General features: G+C 62.4%; 15 protein-coding genes and 5 pseudogenes. 7 read left to right on the top strand and 13 right to left on the bottom strand.

Annotated features, from left to right (window positions below):
• The first annotated feature begins 2 nt into the window (after nucleotides 1-2).
• From V5734_RS16645 to V5734_RS16635, 3 genes are read left to right on the top strand one after another with little or no spacing between them, the layout of a single operon-like run.
• Entirely contained in the window at nucleotides 3-2,006 is a 2,004-nt protein-coding gene (locus V5734_RS16645) for a xanthine dehydrogenase family protein molybdopterin-binding subunit (protein WP_347310741.1), read from the top strand.
• Between the two features lie 16 nt (nucleotides 2,007-2,022).
• The gene (locus V5734_RS16640) at nucleotides 2,023-2,508 is read left to right on the top strand and encodes a (2Fe-2S)-binding protein (protein WP_347310740.1); all 486 of its coding nucleotides are present in this window, start codon (nucleotides 2,023-2,025) and stop codon (nucleotides 2,506-2,508) included.
• Nucleotides 2,508-4,787 (top strand): xanthine dehydrogenase family protein molybdopterin-binding subunit, encoded by a 2,280-nt coding sequence (locus V5734_RS16635; RefSeq protein ID WP_347310739.1) that lies wholly within the window; start codon nucleotides 2,508-2,510, stop codon nucleotides 4,785-4,787. Before V5734_RS16640 ends, V5734_RS16635 begins: the two co-directional genes overlap by 1 nt.
• An 87-nt stretch (nucleotides 4,788-4,874) precedes the next feature.
• Here V5734_RS16635 and V5734_RS21615 read toward each other — a convergent pair whose 3' ends face one another.
• The 3 genes and pseudogenes from V5734_RS21615 to V5734_RS16625 all read right to left on the bottom strand — a co-directional run.
• Complete coding sequence (locus V5734_RS21615; protein WP_432759635.1) at nucleotides 4,875-5,156, bottom strand: hypothetical protein; 282 nt, start codon at nucleotides 5,154-5,156, stop codon at nucleotides 4,875-4,877.
• A gap of 21 nt (nucleotides 5,157-5,177) precedes the next feature.
• A complete protein-coding gene (locus tag V5734_RS21610; protein ID WP_432759690.1) occupies nucleotides 5,178-5,336 on the bottom strand; it encodes a DDE-type integrase/transposase/recombinase in 159 nt (52 codons plus the stop codon).
• 60 nt (nucleotides 5,337-5,396) lie between these two features.
• Nucleotides 5,397-5,558 (bottom strand): annotated as a pseudogene (locus tag V5734_RS16625) (IS3 family transposase); the annotation flags it as partial.
• A 235-nt stretch (nucleotides 5,559-5,793) separates the two neighbouring features.
• Between V5734_RS16625 and V5734_RS16620 the strand changes: the two are divergent.
• Nucleotides 5,794-5,943 carry a hypothetical protein gene (locus tag V5734_RS16620; RefSeq protein ID WP_347310738.1) on the top strand — a complete coding sequence of 50 codons (150 nt, stop codon included), beginning with the start codon at nucleotides 5,794-5,796 and terminating at the stop codon, nucleotides 5,941-5,943.
• Between the two features lie 57 nt (nucleotides 5,944-6,000).
• Here the strand turns inward: V5734_RS16620 and tnpC are convergent, their stop codons facing one another.
• The 6 genes from tnpC to V5734_RS16590 form a co-directional block, all read right to left on the bottom strand.
• On the bottom strand, nucleotides 6,001-7,584 hold the full coding sequence (gene tnpC, locus V5734_RS16615) for an IS66 family transposase (RefSeq protein WP_347313653.1): 1,584 nt from the start codon (nucleotides 7,582-7,584) through the stop codon (nucleotides 6,001-6,003).
• 72 nt (nucleotides 7,585-7,656) lie between these two features.
• A complete protein-coding gene (tnpB, locus tag V5734_RS16610; RefSeq protein WP_347310737.1) occupies nucleotides 7,657-8,010 on the bottom strand; it encodes an IS66 family insertion sequence element accessory protein TnpB in 354 nt (117 codons plus the stop codon).
• The gene (locus V5734_RS16605) at nucleotides 8,007-8,213 is read right to left on the bottom strand and encodes a transposase (protein ID WP_347310736.1); all 207 of its coding nucleotides are present in this window, start codon (nucleotides 8,211-8,213) and stop codon (nucleotides 8,007-8,009) included. Before V5734_RS16605 ends, tnpB begins: the two co-directional genes overlap by 4 nt.
• A 34-nt stretch (nucleotides 8,214-8,247) precedes the next feature.
• On the bottom strand, nucleotides 8,248-9,021 hold the full coding sequence (locus V5734_RS16600) for a CPBP family intramembrane glutamic endopeptidase (RefSeq protein WP_347310735.1): 774 nt from the start codon (nucleotides 9,019-9,021) through the stop codon (nucleotides 8,248-8,250).
• A 123-nt stretch (nucleotides 9,022-9,144) separates the two neighbouring features.
• Nucleotides 9,145-9,822, bottom strand: coding sequence for a CPBP family intramembrane glutamate endopeptidase (locus V5734_RS16595; protein ID WP_347310734.1), 678 nt, complete (start codon nucleotides 9,820-9,822; stop codon nucleotides 9,145-9,147).
• A 90-nt stretch (nucleotides 9,823-9,912) separates the two neighbouring features.
• Nucleotides 9,913-10,809: an SH3 domain-containing protein gene (locus V5734_RS16590; protein ID WP_347310733.1), complete on the bottom strand. Its 897-nt coding sequence runs from the start codon at nucleotides 10,807-10,809 to the stop codon at nucleotides 9,913-9,915.
• A gap of 437 nt (nucleotides 10,810-11,246) precedes the next feature.
• Here V5734_RS16590 and V5734_RS16585 point away from each other — a divergent pair, with 437 nt between their 5' ends.
• Nucleotides 11,247-12,179, top strand: coding sequence for an AraC family transcriptional regulator (locus V5734_RS16585; protein ID WP_347310732.1), 933 nt, complete (start codon nucleotides 11,247-11,249; stop codon nucleotides 12,177-12,179).
• 133 nt (nucleotides 12,180-12,312) lie between these two features.
• Here V5734_RS16585 and V5734_RS16580 read toward each other — a convergent pair whose 3' ends face one another.
• The gene (locus tag V5734_RS16580) at nucleotides 12,313-13,413 is read right to left on the bottom strand and encodes an SH3 domain-containing protein (protein WP_347310731.1); all 1,101 of its coding nucleotides are present in this window, start codon (nucleotides 13,411-13,413) and stop codon (nucleotides 12,313-12,315) included.
• A gap of 161 nt (nucleotides 13,414-13,574) precedes the next feature.
• Between V5734_RS16580 and V5734_RS16575 the strand changes: the two are divergent.
• A pseudogene (locus V5734_RS16575) lies at nucleotides 13,575-13,900 on the top strand (IS66 family transposase); the annotation flags it as partial.
• Between the two features lie 229 nt (nucleotides 13,901-14,129).
• On the opposite strand, the gene V5734_RS16570 reads toward V5734_RS16575, so the two are convergent.
• The gene (locus V5734_RS16570) at nucleotides 14,130-16,310 is read right to left on the bottom strand and encodes a peptidoglycan DD-metalloendopeptidase family protein (protein ID WP_347310730.1); all 2,181 of its coding nucleotides are present in this window, start codon (nucleotides 16,308-16,310) and stop codon (nucleotides 14,130-14,132) included.
• Nucleotides 16,311-17,012: 702 nt separating this feature from the next.
• Nucleotides 17,013-17,416, bottom strand: a pseudogene (locus V5734_RS16565) (hypothetical protein); the annotation flags it as partial.
• Between the two features lie 197 nt (nucleotides 17,417-17,613).
• Here V5734_RS16565 and V5734_RS16560 point away from each other — a divergent pair.
• Nucleotides 17,614-17,997 (top strand): annotated as a pseudogene (locus tag V5734_RS16560) (transposase); the annotation flags it as partial.
• 257 nt (nucleotides 17,998-18,254) lie between these two features.
• On the opposite strand, the pseudogene V5734_RS16555 reads toward V5734_RS16560, so the two are convergent.
• Nucleotides 18,255-18,689, bottom strand: a pseudogene (locus V5734_RS16555) (integrase core domain-containing protein); the annotation flags it as partial.
• Between the last annotated feature and the right edge of the window lie 190 nt (nucleotides 18,690-18,879).

The raw sequence follows: 18,879 nt of genomic DNA, 5'->3' as shown, positions 1-18,879 counted from the left end.
TCGTGGTTGCCCCCACGGAGGCAGAGGCGGAAGATCTGGCCGAACAGGTTTTTGTCGGTATCGAGAGTGAACGGGCGATTACTTCGATCGATGCGGCGCTGGCGGAGGGCGCAAGACAGGTTCATCCCGAAGCGCCCGGAAACGTCATGATCGAAGGCGTTATGCGCACCGATGGCCTGGATGCCGCATTCCGCGAGGCTGCCCATGTGATCGAACTCGACCTGCGCTCGCAGCGACAGTCGGCCATGCCGATGGAGGCGCGCGGCGGCGTGGCCGATTATGACCGGGCAACGGGGCGGGTCACACTTTATGCCTCAGTCCAGATGCCACACATGCTGCGCACCGGTATCGCCGATGTGCTTGGCATCCGCGAAGGCGACCTGCGTGTCGTCGCGCCCGATGTGGGCGGCGGTTTCGGGCAGAAGATGTCGCTGTTCCCGGAATATGTCGCGCTGGTCTGGGCGGCGTTGCGGTTGAAACGAAAATTGTCCTGGATCGAGGATCGGCGTGAAAACCTGCTGGCCTCGTCCCATTCGCGCGACCAGAAATACACCGTCAAAGGGGCTTTCAACGCCGAGGGCAGGCTGCTGGCCGTTGACGCCGACCTGTGTTCGAATGTCGGTGCGTTCTCGTGCTATCCGGTCACCTGCGGTGTCGAGCCGATGATGGCCTTTGCCGAATTGCCGGGCCCCTACAATTTCTGCGAATACGGAGTGCGAGCGCGAGGGATCACCACCAATACCTCGATGATGGCCCCTTACCGCGGGGTCGCGCGGCCGATGTTGACCTTCACAATGGAACAGATGATGGATCGCGCGGCGACCCGGTTGGGGCTGGACCCGTTCGAGATCCGCCGCCGGAATCTGATCACGAAGTTTCCTCATCGCTCACCAACGGGACTGATCTATGATGAGGGGTCGTATCTCAAGGCAATGGAGGCTGCCGAGAAGCTGGCCGATATCCCCGATTTCCGCAGGCGGCAGCTAGAGGCGCGCCAGGAAGGCCGCTACCTGGGCCTCGGGGTTTCCGTTTTCTCGGAACGCACCGGATACGGCACGCCGGCCTTTGCGGCCCGCGCGCTGGATATCGTCGTCGGATTTGAAAGCGTCGATTGCGAGATGGACCCTTCGGGCAACGTTACCCTGCGCATCGGCGCGTCGCCGCACGGCCAAGGGCTGAAGACGGCCTTGGCCCAACTTGTCGCCGACCGTCTGGGTATCGCACCTCAGGCAATCCGGGTTATCTCGGGCGACACCGACGCGACCCCTTACGGCTGGGGCACATTTGCCTCTCGATCCATGGTGATATCTGGTGGGGCCAGCCAACTCGCGGCGGACAAGATCGCGCGAAGGCTGAAGGAGGCGGCCGCCATCATGCTGGAGGCTGATCCCGACACGATCACCTTGCGCGACAATCTCGCCAGTGTCGACGGCAGCAACCGTTCGCTGGCGATTGCCGAGGTCGCCCGCGCGCTCCACCATCAGAGCCACCGTTTCAAGGGAGAGGCCGGACTGAGAGAGCATGGATTCTATGACCCGTCCGGAACGTTCTCGAATGCGGCCCATCTGTGCGAAGTCGACGTCGATATCGAAACGGGAGGCGTGACCATCACCCGCTTTCTGGTGGTGGAGGATGCCGGCGTACTGATCAATCCCCTGATCGTGGACGGGCAGATTTCCGGCGGGGTCGCCCAGGGCATCGCCAATGCCCTTTACGAAGAAATGATCTATGACGACCATGGCACTCTGCTTACCGCGTCGCTCGCGGACTACTTGCCGCCGACCGCGCATGAGATCCCGAAGATCGAGATCGTACATATGGAGACGATTTCACCGGAAAGCATGACCAAGGCAAAGGGCGTCGGCGAAGGCGGCACGATCGGCGCACCTGCGGCGGTCGTCAGTGCGATCGCCGATGCGCTGCAACCATTCGGCGTCACTCTGAACACTATCCCCAGCACCCCGGACCGTATTCGCGCGGCAATCCGCAATGCGAAGGGCAAATGACAGGCAGGTTTTTCCTATGGAAGACAAGATTGAAATCAAGCTGAACGTGAACGGACGGGAGTATGAGGTTGCGGTGGAGCCGCGCCGCAACCTGGCCGATACGTTGCGAGATGACTGCCACCTGACAGGCACGCACGTCGGATGCGAGCACGGCGTCTGCGGCGCCTGCACAGTGTTGATGGATGGCAAGCCAATCCGCGCCTGTCTGATGTTCGCGGTTCAAGCCGAAAGCACCAAGATCGAGACGGTCGAGGGATTGGCCGCGGGCGAGAAACTACACCCGCTGCAGCAGGCATTCTGGGAAAGCCACGGCCTCCAATGCGGCTTTTGCACGCCCGGTTTTCTGATGCTGGCAAAGGGCGCGCTGGCCGAGAACCCGGACATGAGCGACGAAGAAATCCTTGATGTCCTGTCGTCGAACTTATGCCGCTGCACCGGCTATCAAAACATCATCAAGGCGGTGAGGGCCGCTGCGGACGTAATGCGCCGGGACGTCGGCTGATGCGCAATAGCAACGCCATAGGGCAGGCGATTAAACGGCTTGAGGATCGCCCGCTTCTGATCGGAGCAGGACGCTTCGTTGCCGACGAGAACCGCGAAAACCAGCTTTACATGCGTGTCGTACGCTCTCCGATCGCCTTCGGCCGTATTGTGGAAATCGACACCGCGGAGGCACTTGAGCTTGAGGGTGTCGTCGCGGTCTGGACGATCGACGACATCGCCGATCTGCCGCAGATCGATTTTCGTATGACCAATCTCAAGGGTCTCGAGCCATACCGGCAATGGTGTCTGGCCAAGGACTATGTGCGCTATGTCGGCGATCCGATTGCCGTAGTCTTCGCGACAAACCCCTATGTTGCCGAGGATGCGGCGGACCTGATCTTTCCGGATATCGAGGAACTGCCTCCGGTTCTGTCCGCCGATGCGGATACGACCGAATTCATGCCCGAAACTCTGCCGGGACTGGGTAATGAAGCGGCGGTAGTGAGCAAATCCTATGGCGACGTTGACGCGGCCTTCGCGGCTGCCGCGCTCGTGGTTGATCTCGACGTGGCCGTGGGGCGCCATACCGGTGTGCCGATGGAGACCCGCGGTGCGCTGGCAGTCCACGACGCCGAGACCGATGTGATCACGATGTTCGGCGCCGCCAAGGTGCCCCACTACAACCGGGATGCAATTGCCAGGATGCTGGATCTGCCGCAGGAACGGGTCCAGCTTAGCGAAGGGCATGTCGGCGGCGGTTTCGGCATTCGGGGTGAACTTTATCCCGAGGATGTTCTGGTCTGCCTGGCCGCAAGGCGGCTGGGCCGCCCGGTGAAATGGGTGGAAGATCGCAAAGAGCATCTGTTGACCGCGAACCATTCCCGCGACCAGCAATACAGGATGCGCGCGGCTGTCGACGCCGATGGCGTGATCACGGGGCTCGACGTCGAGTTTTTTAGCGATCAGGGTGGCTATATCCGCACCCACGGCGCAACTGTGACGGACCTGTCAGCGGCGCTGCTGCCGGGGCCTTATCAGATTCCAGCCTATCGCGCCGTCGGACGCGTCCGCCTGACCAACAAGACGCCCGCTGGAACCTATCGCGCTCCGGGCCGCTACGAAAGCAGTTTCGCGCGCGAGCGGCTCATGGACTTCATTGCGGCAACGATCGGGGTGGACCGGTTCGAGATCCGGCGTCGCAACTTGCTCCCGGAGACGTCGATGCCGCACAGTCGCGGCATCAGGGCGCTGGGAACCGATGTGATCTATGACAGCGGCAAGTATCATGACCTGCTGACGCGGCTGGAAGAATATGTGAAGTTGCCCGACCTCGAGCGCAAGATCGCTGAACGGCGTCGGAAGGGCGAACTGGTCGGATACGGAATTGGCTATTTCGTCGAGAAAAGTGGCCTCGGCCCCGAAGATTTGGTCCGCATCTATGTCGGCGGCAACGGTTCGATCCGGATCGTGACGGGGGTGGCCTCTATCGGCCAGGGGGTGGAAACCGTCCTTGCCCAGATTTGTGCCGACACGTTGGGGATCAACACCGAAGAGATGGAGGTCATTCATGGCCAGACCCGGCTGATCGAACAGGGGCTGGGTGCTTTTGCCACTCGCGTCACAGTGATGTCGGGCTCGGCAACCCGGCTTGCCGCTGAGGCCCTGATCGGGCAGGCGCTCGACAGAGCCGCGGAGATGACCGAGACTCCGCGCGACCAGCTCAGCTTCTTGGCTGGTGAAATACATGGCGCACAAGACGGAAGCATCGTGACCTTGGGGCAGATCGCGACTGCCAGCGGGGGCGAGATGGTTGCCGAAGGCCGATTCAGGTCTGACCATATGACCTATCCCTATGGCATTCATTTTGCGCAGGTTCGGCTGGACCCCGAGACCAGTGGCGTCAGGATCGAGCGCTATGTGGTGGCTTTCGATGTGGGCCGCGCCATCAATCCGATGCTGGTCGAGGGACAGATTGTCGGCGCGGTGGCGCAGGGCATCGGGGGCGCGCTCTACGAGGAATTCGTGTATGACGACGTGGGTCAACCACTGGCCGCAAGCTTGGCCGACTATCTGATGCCGACCGCACTCGAAGTTCCGTCGGTCGAGGTGCTTTTGCGGGAGGATGCCCCCAGCCCGATCAACCCGTTGGGAGTCAAGGGGGCCGGCGAAGGCGGCATTACCGCTTCCGGGGCGGCACTGGCCTCGGCTGTAGAGCACGCCATGGGCCGAGCACAGCTGATCGACCGTCTGCCGATGAGCAGCGACCGCATCTTCCACTGGCTTAAATCGGCAGGATGACTACGAACCGGGTCTAAGCGCTGTAAGCGGTCAGACGGCATTATCACAGCAACTCGGGGTGGCCGGCAGCACCTTCCGAAGATAGCCTCAGGCCGAAGCGATCTCGCGCCAGTTCGCAGCGGCCGCAGCGCGCAGGGTCTTCAGCATGCGGCGAGAGATCAGATGGCGTTGGACATTGAAATGGTTGGTGTGGGAGGAGAGGAAGCGCCGCGCCCATCCGCGCGTCTTGAAACGAATTTGCTGACGTTCTCGGCGTCGGGTGGGCTGATGTGAAACCTCCGCCCGGTTGTTTGACAGCCTGCCGATCACATGCCGTTCGGCCAAGTCCAGCTCGCGCAAGACGGCGTAGGACCGAAGGCGGTCCGTCACGATCACATCAGGCACATAGCCCTAACATTTTAGCAATTTTCGCAACAATTTCATTGCTGCTTTCCGGCCCCGTTTCGATTGGGCGAGCACATAGAGTACCTCTCCCCCGTCATCGACAGCACGCCAAAGATAGACGATATTGCCACCGATCTTGAGGAAGGCTTCATCCAGAGCCAGCAACCGGAGGACCGTGATCGCTGAAGGCGGGTCTCCTGGACGTGATGCGGCCGAACTTCTGCGCCCATCGTGCCGGCAGAGCTCAGCAATGCTGTCCTCGCCGCGCAGCCCTTCAAGCACGATCCTAATCTTCTCGTGGGCCGAATGGTGCTTGCGAGTGCGCCGGCGGATGTCCTTCACAATCGACTCCGCCGTCGGCTTCACGGTTCCGGGTGTCTGTTTCATCTTCGCGCCTTGGCGGCTTCGATGAACCAGAACCCTCCTTTGCTCAAAAACTCTAAATCTCTCCGCGGGGGGGCTGACGTCAGACAAGCGACACCGCAACTTCCCATGGATTACGTGCGGCAAAGGCGAGATTTTCTTCGATCTGACGCGGGCGTCGCGAGCTATCCTCTACGCAAAGCCGGACTACACCAATATGGTTGAAAACCCGGCCGCGGCCTAGACCGATTGGGACGGCGTGGAGATCTACGAGCAGGCCCGTGTCGGCAAGGAAGGACACGCCGTCACGCTGCTCTGGGCCGATCGGACCGATGAGGACGACACAGAAGAGGGCGGGCCCGACGAGCTTGGCCCGCCCGGGTTTGGCATGCGCGGCCGGCGCAAATAGCAGCGTCCCTGTTTCCCTGATCCGTTCGCAAGCGTCCATTCCTGACACGTTCTGGCGTCAGTTCGAGCTGTGCTGCCAGTTCCAGGGCAAGAGATCATCGACGCGGCTGATCGGATGGCCCTCGGCCATGCGCTGCAGGACATCGGTGATCCAGGCCTGGGGCTCGACATTGTTGAGTTTCGCGGTGGTGATCAGCGTGGTGATTGTGGCCCATCTGTCGGCGCCGCCGTCGGACCCGGCAAAGAGGGCGTTCTTGCGGCCGAGCGTGACCGGGCGGACGGCGCGTTCGACCGTATTGGTGTCGAGATCGATCCGGCCATCGTCGAGGAAGCGGCAGAGCGCCGGCCAGCGGGCGAGCGCATAGCGGATCGCCTCGGCAAGACCGCTGCGTTGTGGCAGGCGTGGCAGTTGCAGATCCAGCCAGGGTTTCAGATCATCAATGATCGGGCGAGATCGCGCGTTCCGCACGGCCTGCCGGCCAGCGGCGGATCTTCCCCTGATCTCCGCCTCGATCGCATAGAGCGCCGCGATCCGGCGCAGGACCTCCTGCGCAATGGGCGATCCGATGGCCTGATGCACCTCCCAGAACTTCCGCCGCGCATGCGCCCAGCAAGCAGCCAGATCGACGTCACGCCGTGCGGCCAGCGGTTCGAAGCCGGGATAGCCGTTCGCGGGACTTACGCGGCCCCACTGGGGCCACGGTTCCCGCTCACCCTGCAGGATACCGCTGAAGCGTTCGAGATGCGCCGCCGGCCGCTCGGCCCGCCGGTCTGGGCTATAGGTATAGAGAACCGCCGGCGGATCGTTCCCGCCCCAGGGGCGGTCGTCCCTTGCATAGACCCAGAGCCGCCCGGTGCGGGTCCGGCCGCGCCCGGGGTCGAGCACCGGCAGTACGGTATCATCGGCAAAGACCCGTTCCCCCGACATCACGTGATCCGCGATCCGGTCCCGGATCGGGGCGAGCCACCAGGCGGCGCCCGCCACCCAGTTCGCCAGCGTCGAGCGGTTCAGCGTGACCCCCTGGCGGGCGAAGATCTGGCTTTGCCGGAAAAGCGGCAGGTGATTGCAGTATTTGCCGATCAGGACATGTGACAGGAGTGCCGGTGTTGCCAGCCCCTTCGCGATCGGCCGCTCGGGCGCCGGGGCCTGGTGGATCGTCCCGCAGGTCCGGCAACCGTATTTGGGCCGGCGGATCCGCACGACCCGCAACTGCGCCGGCACATGGTCCAGCATTTCGCTGACCATCTCGCCGATCAGGTACAGCAACCCGCCGCAGCAGGGACAGACCTCCGCATCCACATCGGCGACACGCTCGTCGCGCGGCAGATGATCGGGCAGGCTCAGGCGCGGGCCGGCCCGGTCGGAAGGCGAGCGCGGATTGCCCGGACGGCTGTTCGCAACTTCTTCCAGCTCCGCCAGATCGGCGGCCACATCCTCGAGCCCGAGTTGCAGCTGATCGGGATCGAGGCGCTCCGATCGGCGGCCGAACTGCATCCGCTGCAGCGTCTTCAGAATGCCTCGCAGCCGCGCGATCTCGGCCTCCGCCTCGGCCCGCGCGCTGTCCCGCTCGCGCACCAGATCGCCGATCAGCGCGTGCAGCGTTTCCACGTCTTCCGGCAGGCTGGCAAGGTCGATGGACATGGTCGATTGTACCATGCCGCAGGCTCATCCCACGCCGCTATCACCGCCCTGAGTCAATGCGCCGCAGGTCTTTCAGCCCGCCGCCGCCGGTCGCCAGCGCTGGTCCGGCGCCCGCCAGTCGATCCCTTCCAGAAGATGCGAGAGCTGCTCTGATGTCAGAGAAAGCGTCCGTCCCGGCTCGATATTGGCAGGCCAGACGAAGACACCATGCTCCAGCCTCTTGGTGAACAGGCACAGACCGGTGCCGTCCCAGAACACGATCTTGATGAGACTGGCATTGCGCCCCCGGAACACGAAGAGATGCCCGGTGTACGGTTCCTGATGCAGCACTTCCTGAACGAGCACGGCCAGACCGTCCATCCCCTTCCGCAGATCGGTGTAGCCAAACGCCAGGTGCACTTTGACGCCGGCAGGCAGCAAGGTCATGGCGCCACCTCCCCATCGGCGATCTCGACATCCACGAGCCGCACCGCCTCTTCCTGCCGCCAGCGGCAGAGCACGCGCCGGGCGATGCCGTAGCGTCGCGCCACTTCGGAGACGCTGGCACCGGGCCGCGCCGCCTCGGCCAGGATGCGGGCGCGCTGCGCATCGCTGAAACGCCAGCGGTGACCCTCACGCACAGGCGGCACGGCCGGCATCTCGGGCACCTCCGAACTGGGATAGTCATGTGACCTGCGGTGTGACCATCCGCGCTGCGGGCTTCGCGTGATGGCGCAGGACAAAAACGACGGCTATGATCGCGACGAGATAGGTGCCGAACTGGAACACGGGCGTGATCGCGGCTGGCTCGCTGCCGGAGGCCTGCCGGGTGAAGCTCGCGAAATCCCACAGCCCATGCATGACCATTGGTAGCAGCAATCCCCCCGAGACTTGACGCAGGACATAGAACCCGAAGCCGGCGCATCCGGCCATCACGACCTGCATCAGCCCGCCGACCAGTCCGATTCCGAAATAGGCATTGATCAGGTGCAAGAGCCCGAACAGAGCCGCGGACCAGATGCAGACCCATGCTTCGGAGCGGATCGAGCCACGGAAACCCACGATCAGGATGCCGCGGGTCAGTGCCTCCTCGTTGAAGCCGACCAGCATGCCGGCGAGCGCGATCAACACCACATGTCCCATCGCCAGCGCAGACCAGTCGGTCGAGGCAAAACCCGTCACGATCGTGGCTACCATGACCGCCAACATCGTCCACATAGCCCACGCGGGCCCGCCGCAGCGTTCCTCGATCATGACCGGCCGCCACCAGCCGAGCCAGGTTATGACGGGCGCGAGCAGGAGAGCGCCCAGCGTCAGCGGCACAACGACGCTCTTGAACACGACGTCGGCACCGACAAGGTTCCGGTAGTCTACCCCCATCACGACCCAGGCAGTGAAGATCAGCGCGAGGTACGCCAGATAGGTGGCGACACCGATCGTCCAGGCAGGTCTTCTCATGCTGTTTCCTCCCCGAACGCAGGGTTCAGGTCATCGCCGAGGTTGCGGCGTTCAACATCGACAGACCGAAGAACATCCAGTCGTTGAGAATGTGCGCCCCCGCCGAGACCGCGAGGTTCTTGGTCATGTGTAAGGAAGAAGCAGCACGATCCGCGCCACCCCGACCCCGAGCAACATCTGCAAGAGGTTCCAGTCATAGGTCGGTCCGTGCTCGACCGCGAACAGGACCGCGACGATTAGCGTCGCGAGGGTGATGGCTGTCTTGCGTCCCACGCCGCCGCGGCCACCGAACCAGTAAAGCAGGGCGAGAAACGGCAGGATCGACGTCACTTCCTCGCCGATCAGCTGGATCCCGGTCATCGCAAAGAAGTGTAGCGCCCGGCCCGCCTCCATCTGCCCGGCGCCCGTCACGGCCGTATTGGCGGTCGCGTCGGTCAGATGCGTGATGAGCGATCCGGTGACGAGGGTGACGAGCGCGTTGAGGATTGCGAAGCCGATCATCCAAAGGAAATCGACTGCTCTGAGCCGTCGGAAGAGCGCGGTCCAATCCCGTCCCGCAACTAGTGCGAGTGCCGCGAGCGGGATCGCCCAGAAAAGGAATGCGAGCAGGAAACGCGCCGATCCTGCGCCGACAAACCTCGGTCCAAGCAGGAGAACGGCGAAGCCGAGCGCCACGCCCGCCAGCACCACCAACCATCCGCCCGTCGAAATTCCGACCGGTGAGCCGCGGTAGTACGGAAAGTCGTCGCCGTCCCTTTCAAGCCAGCCGAACCGTTCCGCGTCCGTAGGGAAGTTTGCCATTTCGCTCCTTCGGACACCTCTGGTTCGCCTGATGAATGGCCCCGCCGGTGAGGTGATTGGCTGGCGGGGCACGGCCGTGCGGGCCAATTGTCAGAACCGCACGTAGCCTCCCTTGCCGCCAGCGCTGAAGGTTAGGAGTTCGCCCTTCAGGATGGCGCTGCCGCTGTCGCCGTTCATGCAGTGGATCGACGTGCTCATCGAGTTGCGGCTACCCGGCGCCTCGTCGAAAGAACCGGTGCAGGTGAATCCGTCACGGGTCGCCGTGAGGTTCAGCGCATAGCTGCGCCAGTTCTTCGAGGTGATCCTGCCGATCAGCGGGCCGCCCTGCGTCAGGAGACCGACGCCGCGCATGTCCACCGCGCCGCCGCCACCTTCAGCCGTGCTGCCGCCCTGTTCACGCAGGTGGCGGGCCACCGCGTCGTCGGACCGGCTGCGCTGCGAACGCGAACAGCTTGACCCCGACTGAATCCGGTTTCCGCGCGGATTGTACAGCATCGTGCAGCCCGAACCCCAACGCACTTCGATCTCGCCGCCGCTCCTGAGGGCGAGCTCTGGCACGTCACCGGAAGCGCTGCCCGTGGACGCGCCGCCACCGGACTCTTGCAAGTACCGGCCGCTGACCCAGCCGCGCACGCTTCCGCTCTTGGTCTCGACATCGCACCAGCGGGAGTTGCCCGAGCCGCGACAGCCGAGATTGCGGAAGATCTGGCCGTTCTGGGCACGTGCGATGACGCCGTAACCGGTGCCCGGACCGGATCGCATGTTGAGCGTGTCGCCCGCGGGCACACCGGTCATGACCCAGAAATCCGGGCCGCCCTGTACCTCGATCAGAAACCTCTCCGTATCGAACCTCTGGGGCAATGACAGGCTTGGCGACAGCACCGGCGCACCCACGGCCCTAGCGGCCCCTGCTGCCTCGGCACGATCGCCCGACACCGCGGCAAGGCCGATTACCAAGCCTGTGGCAACTGCGTGTAATAGTTTCATTCGCCCCTCCTCCAATTGGTGGCACCATTGGCCAAGTCCTGAATAGAAATCCGGGGTGCAACTGCCCCAATTAATGACACGGAAGCAACAGCATGGGATCCGCCACCGCAGGTCAGGGTCTTGGTTAGACTCTAGTAAGACCTCGGATGCCGAGCTAGCCGAAGCGCGGAGGATGACGATCCCAAACACTAAATCTGCCCGGAATTCACATCGGACAGAGATTGTACCGAGGTTGAAATTGCTTTGGGACGTCAAAGCCGCGACATGTCGGCAATGCTCTGCTAGGCTGGCGCAGTAGTACAGGTCTTGCGAGGCACCCGGTTATCATAATCTTTGTGCGGATGATCTTAGCCCGGATACGTCTGAAACGTCACGGTTCATATGTGCGAGAGGGTTCGGAATTGATAGAAGTCCGCGGCCACCGGTTTGAAGAGGACATGGTCCGCTCCGGCTTTGCCGCTGCTTATGGCAGCCACGCCGAAGGCGTCAGAGCCTTGCGTTTCTCGGACCGGGAGGAAGGCTACTTCGCCGTCGAAGGCGGACTTATCGGAGATGGGCATATTTCGGTGACCAATGCCGTTGCCACCAACTGCGTCCTTCAGCTGCCCGACATCGACATCATCCGGTACGAGAAGATGATGACCGGCGCAATGGGCGTGGGTCTCGGAAGATCCGACTTCGACGCCCCTTCCGATGTGGCCGCCATTGTTAGACCGGGTCCGGCGGAGTTGCAGTTGCGGGCGACTTCCGGGCGCTTTCACGGGATCGCCACGACACTGTCGACCGAACGGCTGGACCGGTTCCTTCTTCAAGGCAACGAGCGGCTTACCGGATCCGTGGAATTCACGCTCATCGAGAAGTCCGGGGCAGAAGGGCTCGATGGCCCGCTGATCTCTCTGACCGAGCATGCGTCAACGTATCTGAACTGCTATGCCCTTGGGAATTCGGACAAGCGAGGTCGCCTTCTGGAGGCACTTATCGTCGAAACATTTTTCCAGCTGCTGTTGGCAACCAATGCGTTGAAGCTGCGGCCCGAACGGCTTGAAGGATCGGTAAGAGTTGTACGGCGCGCCCAGGAGTTCATACGCCAGAATCTCGACGTCCCACTTACCATATCCGACATTGCGCGTGAGACAGAAGTAAGCATCAGATACCTCCAGCTCTCGTTCAAGCAGATCCTCGGATGCACGCCAAGGGCATTTCTTGCCGCACAGCGTCTCGAAGCCGCCCGCGAAATGTTGCTGACGCGTCCATTTTCCACAGTCACCGAAATAGCCGGGGAATGCGGAATCGCACATCTCAGCCGATTTGCTCGTGAGTACCGCCTTCGTTTCGGCGAGCTGCCTTCCGCAACTTTGCGCAGATCGTGAGTGGGCAGGATGGAAACATTTGGCCTTAGACGGGATCGATCCTGTGGCGGCGCCATGCTGCTGCAATCCGGGTATGCCGCAGCGGACGAGGACACCGGACAGTCATCTCATCGAGCAGGTGTCCGGGCCAGTCTCACTGTTTCATGCGCTCGACCCAGAGGTCCGAGGCGACTAGTTGCGCCTCCGAGCAGCTGGCGCCGGCATTGATCCGGCTGCGTGCGGGATTGTAGAGAACCGTGCATCCCGAGGACCAGGATGCCTCGATCTCGCCGGTCGGGCGCACATGAAGATCGGGCTTGAGCGGACTGTCCGAGGGAACGGTCGTCCCGATCCCCGTCGCCGCAGGCGCGGCACCTTCCGAGAGATAGGCGCCCGATACCCATCCATCGGTGGCGCCGCTATCGGCCTCGACATGGCACCAGCGATCCTCGCCGGTGCCATGACAACCCAGGTTGCGCAAGAGCTGCCCTCTCGCCGCCTTGCCGACCACGGCCTGGTCCGTTCCCGGCCCGGAACGGATGTTGAGCGAAGCAGCACCCGTCACCTGCCACCAGTCGGGTCCGCCGGCGTCGCCATCGGCATAGGTCTGGCCCGGCGATGAGGTCGTGCCGGCGCTGTCGTCCCCCAGGAACATGACGCCGGCGGTGCTGCCGTCCTTGTAAGCGATGCATTGCCAGGGCGCGCTGTTTGATCCGACCGCTAGGCGAACCATCGTGCCGGCCTCCGAGAAATCCGAACCGATCACCTCCACCTGAGCCGTGTTGGTTATGCGCACCACCTCGTCGAGGCAAACCTTCTCCGGGTCGCCCAGGGTTGCGGCGGCGCCGACAGCATCGATGTTCACGTCTATTGTGTAGTCCGCCACCTCGCCGCGTCGCGCGGCGTTGCGCATCAGATAGACACGGATCACCCAGTCCCCACTTGCCGGCAACGCGGCGTCGTAATGCAGGCCGTAGATCGAGCCGACATAGACCGCCTCGGGCGCATCCTTCAGCATGACGTTGAAATAGGCGCTGGCGTTCGAGGTGGTCATGTCCACCACCATCCGTTGCCCGATCGTGGCGCCCAGCATGTAGTCGACGATCTGGTCCCCTTTGATGCTGCCAGTGAGTTCGGCGCTCGTCGTGCCGGGTGTGAAGGAAACGTGCCGGATTTCAGTGTTTTGTGCGGTGGCAGGGACGCTGATCACGGCGACTGAGCTGATCAGTATTACGCCAAGGAAACGAATGGACATGTATCAGATCTCCAGGTGATTGATATTCGGCCGGCGCCCCCGGTCCCGACCTCTTGTCTCACTACTGCGGCAGCCGGTCGCCGGGCATAGTCTCCTGCACTGTGGCATCTGTCTCGAACTCTATTCCAACATTGATACCCGGGATATCCTGTAAGAGAAGGACCGATATCCGCTACACGCTCGCTCTCTGGCCTGGGTTGACCCGGTTCCTGGAGGACGGCCGGCTCGAACTCGACACGAACCCGGTGGAGAACCAGATCCTCCGCGTGGCTCTCACGCGCAAGAACGCGCTCTTCGCCGGCCACGAGGTCGGCGCCGAGAACTGGGCAATGCTCGCCTTGCACATCCCACCTGCAAGATGAGCGACGTGAACCCCGTCGACTACATCGCTGAAACGCTCCGCGCCCTTCTCAACGGCCACCCAAAGAGCCGGATCGAGGACCTCATGCCCTGGGCCTTCCGGAAAACGTCAAGCCTCGCCGCATAGGGGACCGGCGGGGGCGCTTACACCAGTCGCTCGCTGAGTGACCTTTCTCCGCCCAATCGGGGCCGAGATGCATCGGGTCAATGCCAGTCGCTGTGACTGACAAGTTATAGGCGACCGTTCTCATTCAAAAAATGGCCGTCACTGCTTCCGATCAGTGCCGATGTGCCACACGGTCCCGTTGTCGGGGCGAGCCCATCGCGCGCAAAAGCACGGCGACCTGTGAATTCTGTCATTCGATGATGATCGGCTTTCCGAAGCGGATTTTTCCCAGCAGAACGATATGGTAGCTCAGTCGATAAAAGAACGCGTCTATGTCCGAGACGGCGACGTCGACCTGAATGCCCGAGAACACATTCCCGAAGCTCGCATTTGTCACGACGTCCGTGTCGGTACCAAACGGGTGAGGACGCCAGAGATCCACGGCAAACCCCGAGTTCACGGAATGGTTCTTGTTGAACATGGAACTTGGAGCGGCGTGCGGCACCCATTGCTCGACTTGGAATCGCAGCGTGAACCCAGAGTTCGCCGGTGTCGGAATGTTGTAACGACTGATGGCGTGGTTCATAGGCGCGTTAATGTCGGGCATTATTCTAAACGTCTCGCGGAGCCATTGCGAGCTGTTGCCCTTGAGATCGATGTTGGCCACCCCAGACATCACAAGGAGCCATTTCTGATCTGTTATCGAGGAAGGCTGCGCCTCGTTTACGGCGAGCGAAGCCGGAGTGATGAGCCAGTTCTGGCCAGCGAAGCTCGATGGATGTAGCACGATGTTGTCTCCGGTGTAGTCGACGTTGTTCGACTCGATGCACTTATTGGAATCGGAGTCGCCTAGGGTCTGGCCGCTCATGGGGGAGGGCCTGACGCTTTTGCCTTCTGGCGCACCCGGATAAGGCAATTGTCGGTCGTGGATAGAGAAATGCAGGTGGTCGAGAATCGAGTTGCCGGTGTCGTCCATGAACCCAAGGCGTGTGCCGACACGCACCGGCATCCCCTGGCTCACTGGGATCCGAAATGGACCCTCGAGGTGAAGGTATTTGGAGGTAAATCGGCTTAGGTCCGTTGCGTTCGCCGGATCTGCGTGTTCGATCTCGACGCGGTTGTCGGTGGACGAGTCGCCCGACGCCTTACCCGCACGCACGAAACTGACGATGCCCTCGTGAACGGCAAGAACCGGTGTGCCGCCGCTTTCGTTGTCGTAGGGCACAAAACGCCGGTAGCGGGTGAAGTCGATGGCGAAGGCATCCTCCTCGTCATGAGTCGGACCGATGTTGTAGTAGTAGCCCCGCGGGCCCCAGCCGCAGCAATTCGCTGAGGCAAAGCCCACCGCAACCAGGCCTGAAAACGGCCAGGCCGCAGCGACGATGGCGGCCTCTGCGATGTGCTCAAGCAGTCCGCCCGCCGTGAAGCACTTTCCTTCTGGCCAGGGCGCACGCAGTTCGAAAGGCAGCGGTTGATTGGTCTCGATGACAGCGGGTTTCCACCGTTCCATCCAATTCGCGTTCGGATTGTGGAGCGCGACGCCTGTCCATTGCCATCCCTTCGGGGCTTCCGAGAGGATCAGCGTCACGTCGTCGTGAAACCAGTTGCCCTTCCAACCGGTTGTCGGCAGGTAGCGCTTACCGCCGCAACCCAAAAGCTGGCGTTTCACAAGCACGTCGCCCTGTGAAAGGTCCTGGAGGAATTCTTCCAGGATTTCACGGATCTCGAAGCCGATGTGCCCACCGACTGGGCCGACGGCGAAATGGGTCCGGCTGGCCAGCCGCTCGAGGCCGCGCGTGTCTCGGCGCTCCAACAAGGTCGTAAGGTCATCCGCCAGTTCCGTTGCGCTGCCGCGGTAGGGCACGCTGCCATCTGCCAGGCGATCCAGAGCGCGCCGCGCGAGCTGGGCAGGATCATCAGTTTTCGGTGTCAGGTCCTTGCTCGCAACGCCTTTGTAAAGTTCGTATGCTGCCGCGTCGTCTCCCATGCGGTCGGCAATCCTGCCCGCTTCGAATGATGCGCTCCGGTACGACGGCCGCAGGTTCACTAGGTCCCGGTAGGTTGCGACAGCCGCCGCTAAATCCCCGGCGAGATCCAGTGCAGCCGCCTTGTGGACCAGCACCCCCACGATGGGGTCCTGGTGAGGCGTGAGCCGTGCCGCCCTGTCGCAGGCGGTAAGGCAGTCGTCGTAGTGTTTTGCGGCCTCGGTGTAGTTGCCGTCGAAGGCCAGGTTGTCGGCCATCCAAAGACGAAAGAACGGTGCGGGCGGCGCTTCCGGTTCTCGTTCGGCTGCGGCAAGTAGGCTGACGTTCGTCTGCGCGCACTGATTGCCGCTGCGTCCGCGCATCACCTGCGCAGCCAGCGTGCGCCACTCATAGTCTACTGCAGTATCGAGAGGGCCGTTGGAGGTCGGACTATCGCTATGAGACATTTGTCCTCCTTTGGAAAACCGGCGAGTCCGCGGAGGCAGAAATGTCGAAATTAAACAGTCTTATGCGATAATCCGCCCCCGCAATCTCGCGGTGCACACTCAACTCTCTTTTCTTCTTATAGCATAGTTCTCACATTTTCTCGACTGGTTCGAACAGTATGCAACCGAAGGTGGTCTCTGATCACTCTTCTTGATCAAAAACGGGACGGACCGTGGCCCGACGAATTGATGGTTGGCGCAAGGACACATACTTCTCTAGCACTTCTCTTGCCCGAGCGTGGTACCGAGTTCGCAGGTAAGATGAATTGTGACTGCCAGTCACCAAGCCTCCAGGATCAAGGAGGCTTGGGCCAACGTCCGGATTGGGGAAGGAGATCGCGAGCAAATTGGCTTCGACCAAATTCGGCCGGGTCCGTGGATGCGCCCGACAATCCAAACTACCAAGTACCGCGTCGTCAGCATATCTGCCACCAGGGCCGAGACAATGCTGCGTCGATGACCGAATGGCCGTTTCAGGGAAGCCGCATCGCAGTACCGAGGATCGCCTGAGTGACCGCAAAGGGCCGTTTCGAGCGGTCGTCGAGAGCTTTTCACGAGGCTTTTGGTCCAAGCTATACAGCCGCGCCGACTGGCGGTCTGACGGGGGACAACAGGTGGGGCAGAAATGGCCGACAAGACCTATCCCGCGACCGAGATGCAGCGTGTCTTCACCCGCAGGCGCGGCGTGAAGAACCGCTCCCGCACCAGACCGACCTGGTTCTCGACCTGACCCTTCTCCCAGCCCGACGCCGGTGTGCGGGGCCGTTCATTGAGGCGCCATTGGTTCAAGCCCAATGGACGGCGGCTGGATCAGGTAGTGACTGCACATCTGCAGGAAGCGCCGGTTGTAGAGCCGCTCCTTGCCGATGAAGATCGCCTCCACGGCCGTCTTCATATTGTCACAGATGCCTCGCGTGCAGGCGCCCCGGAAGAAGGCGAAGGCCCGGTCATGCGCGTCGAAGATCGAAGCCATCGTGGCGCCATCGGTCCGAGCCCGATGGCTGAGGCTCCTGGCTCTCGCGCATGCAGGCCCGGGCGAACATCATCCGGCTGCGGCAGAGCCGGACACCTCCCGTTCCGCCGCATCGGTCTTGAGCAGCCGCATTTCATTGGGACGGATACGGACGAAGATGCCGTTGCCGCCCTTGCTCACCAGATCTTCACGAAGAAGACCCGCTGCCTCGCCTGCCCGCATCCCCGAGAACAGGCAAAACCGGGCCAGCTCGACGGTAGGTTCCCACGGGCGTCTCAGGATGCGGCGACCCCGGCAGACGAACGGATCGGGTCCGTGACCGCCGATGGCGCCTACAACACCCGCAATTGCCACGAGGCAATTGCAGACAGAAACGCCACTGCTGTCATCCCGCCCCGCAAGACCGTCAAGCTTTGGAAACCGACGGGCCCGGGGGCCATCGCACGCAGCGAGGCTCTGCGGGCATCGAAGTATTTGGGCCGCGCCGTCTGGCGACGATGGAGCGGCTATCGCCGCCAAAGTCGGGTCGAGTCAAAGATGAACTGCATCAAGCTGCCCGGCCAATCCCTCATGGCGCGCGACTTCGAGCGCCAGGTCGCAGAACAGCAGGTCCGCATGGCCATCCCGAATGGCTACAACGCGCTTGGCACACCTGTCACGGAGCCCGTAGAATAAGTCCGTCGGGGGAAAGGGGAACTGCGGTCAGACCCCGATTTGTGCAACAAGGCCCCATCTGACCCTAGCCTAGCCTAGGCCATGCTGCGCCCTCCCTAGGCTAACGTATGAAGTGTTATCTTATCACCGTTAGGGGTGCCGCCCCCCGATGTCCGCCCGAGACCAAGGCACTCAGCCGGTTGGCATTCTCTTCCGCGGCCCGCCGCACCGGATCGTCGGCTCGGTGTGCGTAACGCATGGTGGTCTGGATTGGGTATGGCCTCGTCCAGCGATGAGAACCGGGTTTCGTTGAGAAGCTCGTCCCGAAAGCTGCCGTTGAAGCTCTCGACGAAGGCGTTCTGCATCGGCTTTCCTGGCGCGATGTGATGCTAGTCGATCCGCGTTTCCTGGCACCATCTGAGCACTGCCATACTGGTCAGGTCCGTCCCGTTGTCGCGGACGATGGTCTTGGGCCGCCCGCGTCGCGCCATGATCCCTGTCAGCCCGCGCGTGACGCGCAGCCCGGAGAGCGACGTGTCCGCGCAGTCCCGGCTGAAGTCGTCCACGATGGCCAACACGCGGCACCGACGCCCGTCGGCGAAAGCGTGAGATACGAAGTCCAGGCTCCAGCGTTCGTTGGGTCGCTCTGGCACCGACATCGGCCTGCGCGTGCCCGGAGATCGCTTGCGACCGCCGCGCTTCCTCACCTGCAGCTTCTTCAGCTTGGCGTCCTCATCCTCGAACGCCTTGAGCCGCCGGGCGTGCTTATCGGGTAAGGCCGGATCGCCTCTGGCGGCGGTGGCCGACGGCGCGCGATTGGAAACATGGTAATCTCAGCCATTATTTCCCCCTGCGCAACGTCTTCGCATCGTCTAGATGTGGCGCGGCGGGATGCGGAAAAAA

The organism is Defluviimonas sp. SAOS-178_SWC, from assembly GCF_039830135.1.
Classification (GTDB): Bacteria; Pseudomonadota; Alphaproteobacteria; order Rhodobacterales; family Rhodobacteraceae; genus Albidovulum.
The sequence above is the reverse complement of the archived record's forward strand: the minus strand, read 5'-3'. Positions and strand labels throughout refer to the sequence as shown.

Bases quoted from the DNA above. Each gene is read 5' to 3' on its own strand.
- V5734_RS16640 (WP_347310740.1), top strand. From the start codon at position 2,023: ATGGAAGACAAGATTGAAATCAAGCTGAACGTGAACGGACGGGAGTAT.
- V5734_RS16635 (WP_347310739.1), top strand. From the start codon at position 2,508: ATGCGCAATAGCAACGCCATAGGGCAGGCGATTAAACGGCTTGAGGAT.
- tnpC (WP_347313653.1), bottom strand. From the start codon at position 7,584: ATGTCCATCGACCTTGCCAGCCTGCCGGAAGACGTGGAAACGCTGCAC.
- tnpB (WP_347310737.1), bottom strand. From the start codon at position 8,010: ATGACCTTGCTGCCTGCCGGCGTCAAAGTGCACCTGGCGTTTGGCTAC.
- V5734_RS16600 (WP_347310735.1), bottom strand. From the start codon at position 9,021: ATGAGAAGACCTGCCTGGACGATCGGTGTCGCCACCTATCTGGCGTAC.
- V5734_RS16595 (WP_347310734.1), bottom strand. From the start codon at position 9,822: ATGGCAAACTTCCCTACGGACGCGGAACGGTTCGGCTGGCTTGAAAGG.
- V5734_RS16590 (WP_347310733.1), bottom strand. From the start codon at position 10,809: ATGAAACTATTACACGCAGTTGCCACAGGCTTGGTAATCGGCCTTGCC.
- V5734_RS16585 (WP_347310732.1), top strand. From the start codon at position 11,247: ATGGTCCGCTCCGGCTTTGCCGCTGCTTATGGCAGCCACGCCGAAGGC.
- V5734_RS16580 (WP_347310731.1), bottom strand. From the start codon at position 13,413: ATGTCCATTCGTTTCCTTGGCGTAATACTGATCAGCTCAGTCGCCGTG.
- V5734_RS16570 (WP_347310730.1), bottom strand. From the start codon at position 16,310: ATGTCTCATAGCGATAGTCCGACCTCCAACGGCCCTCTCGATACTGCA.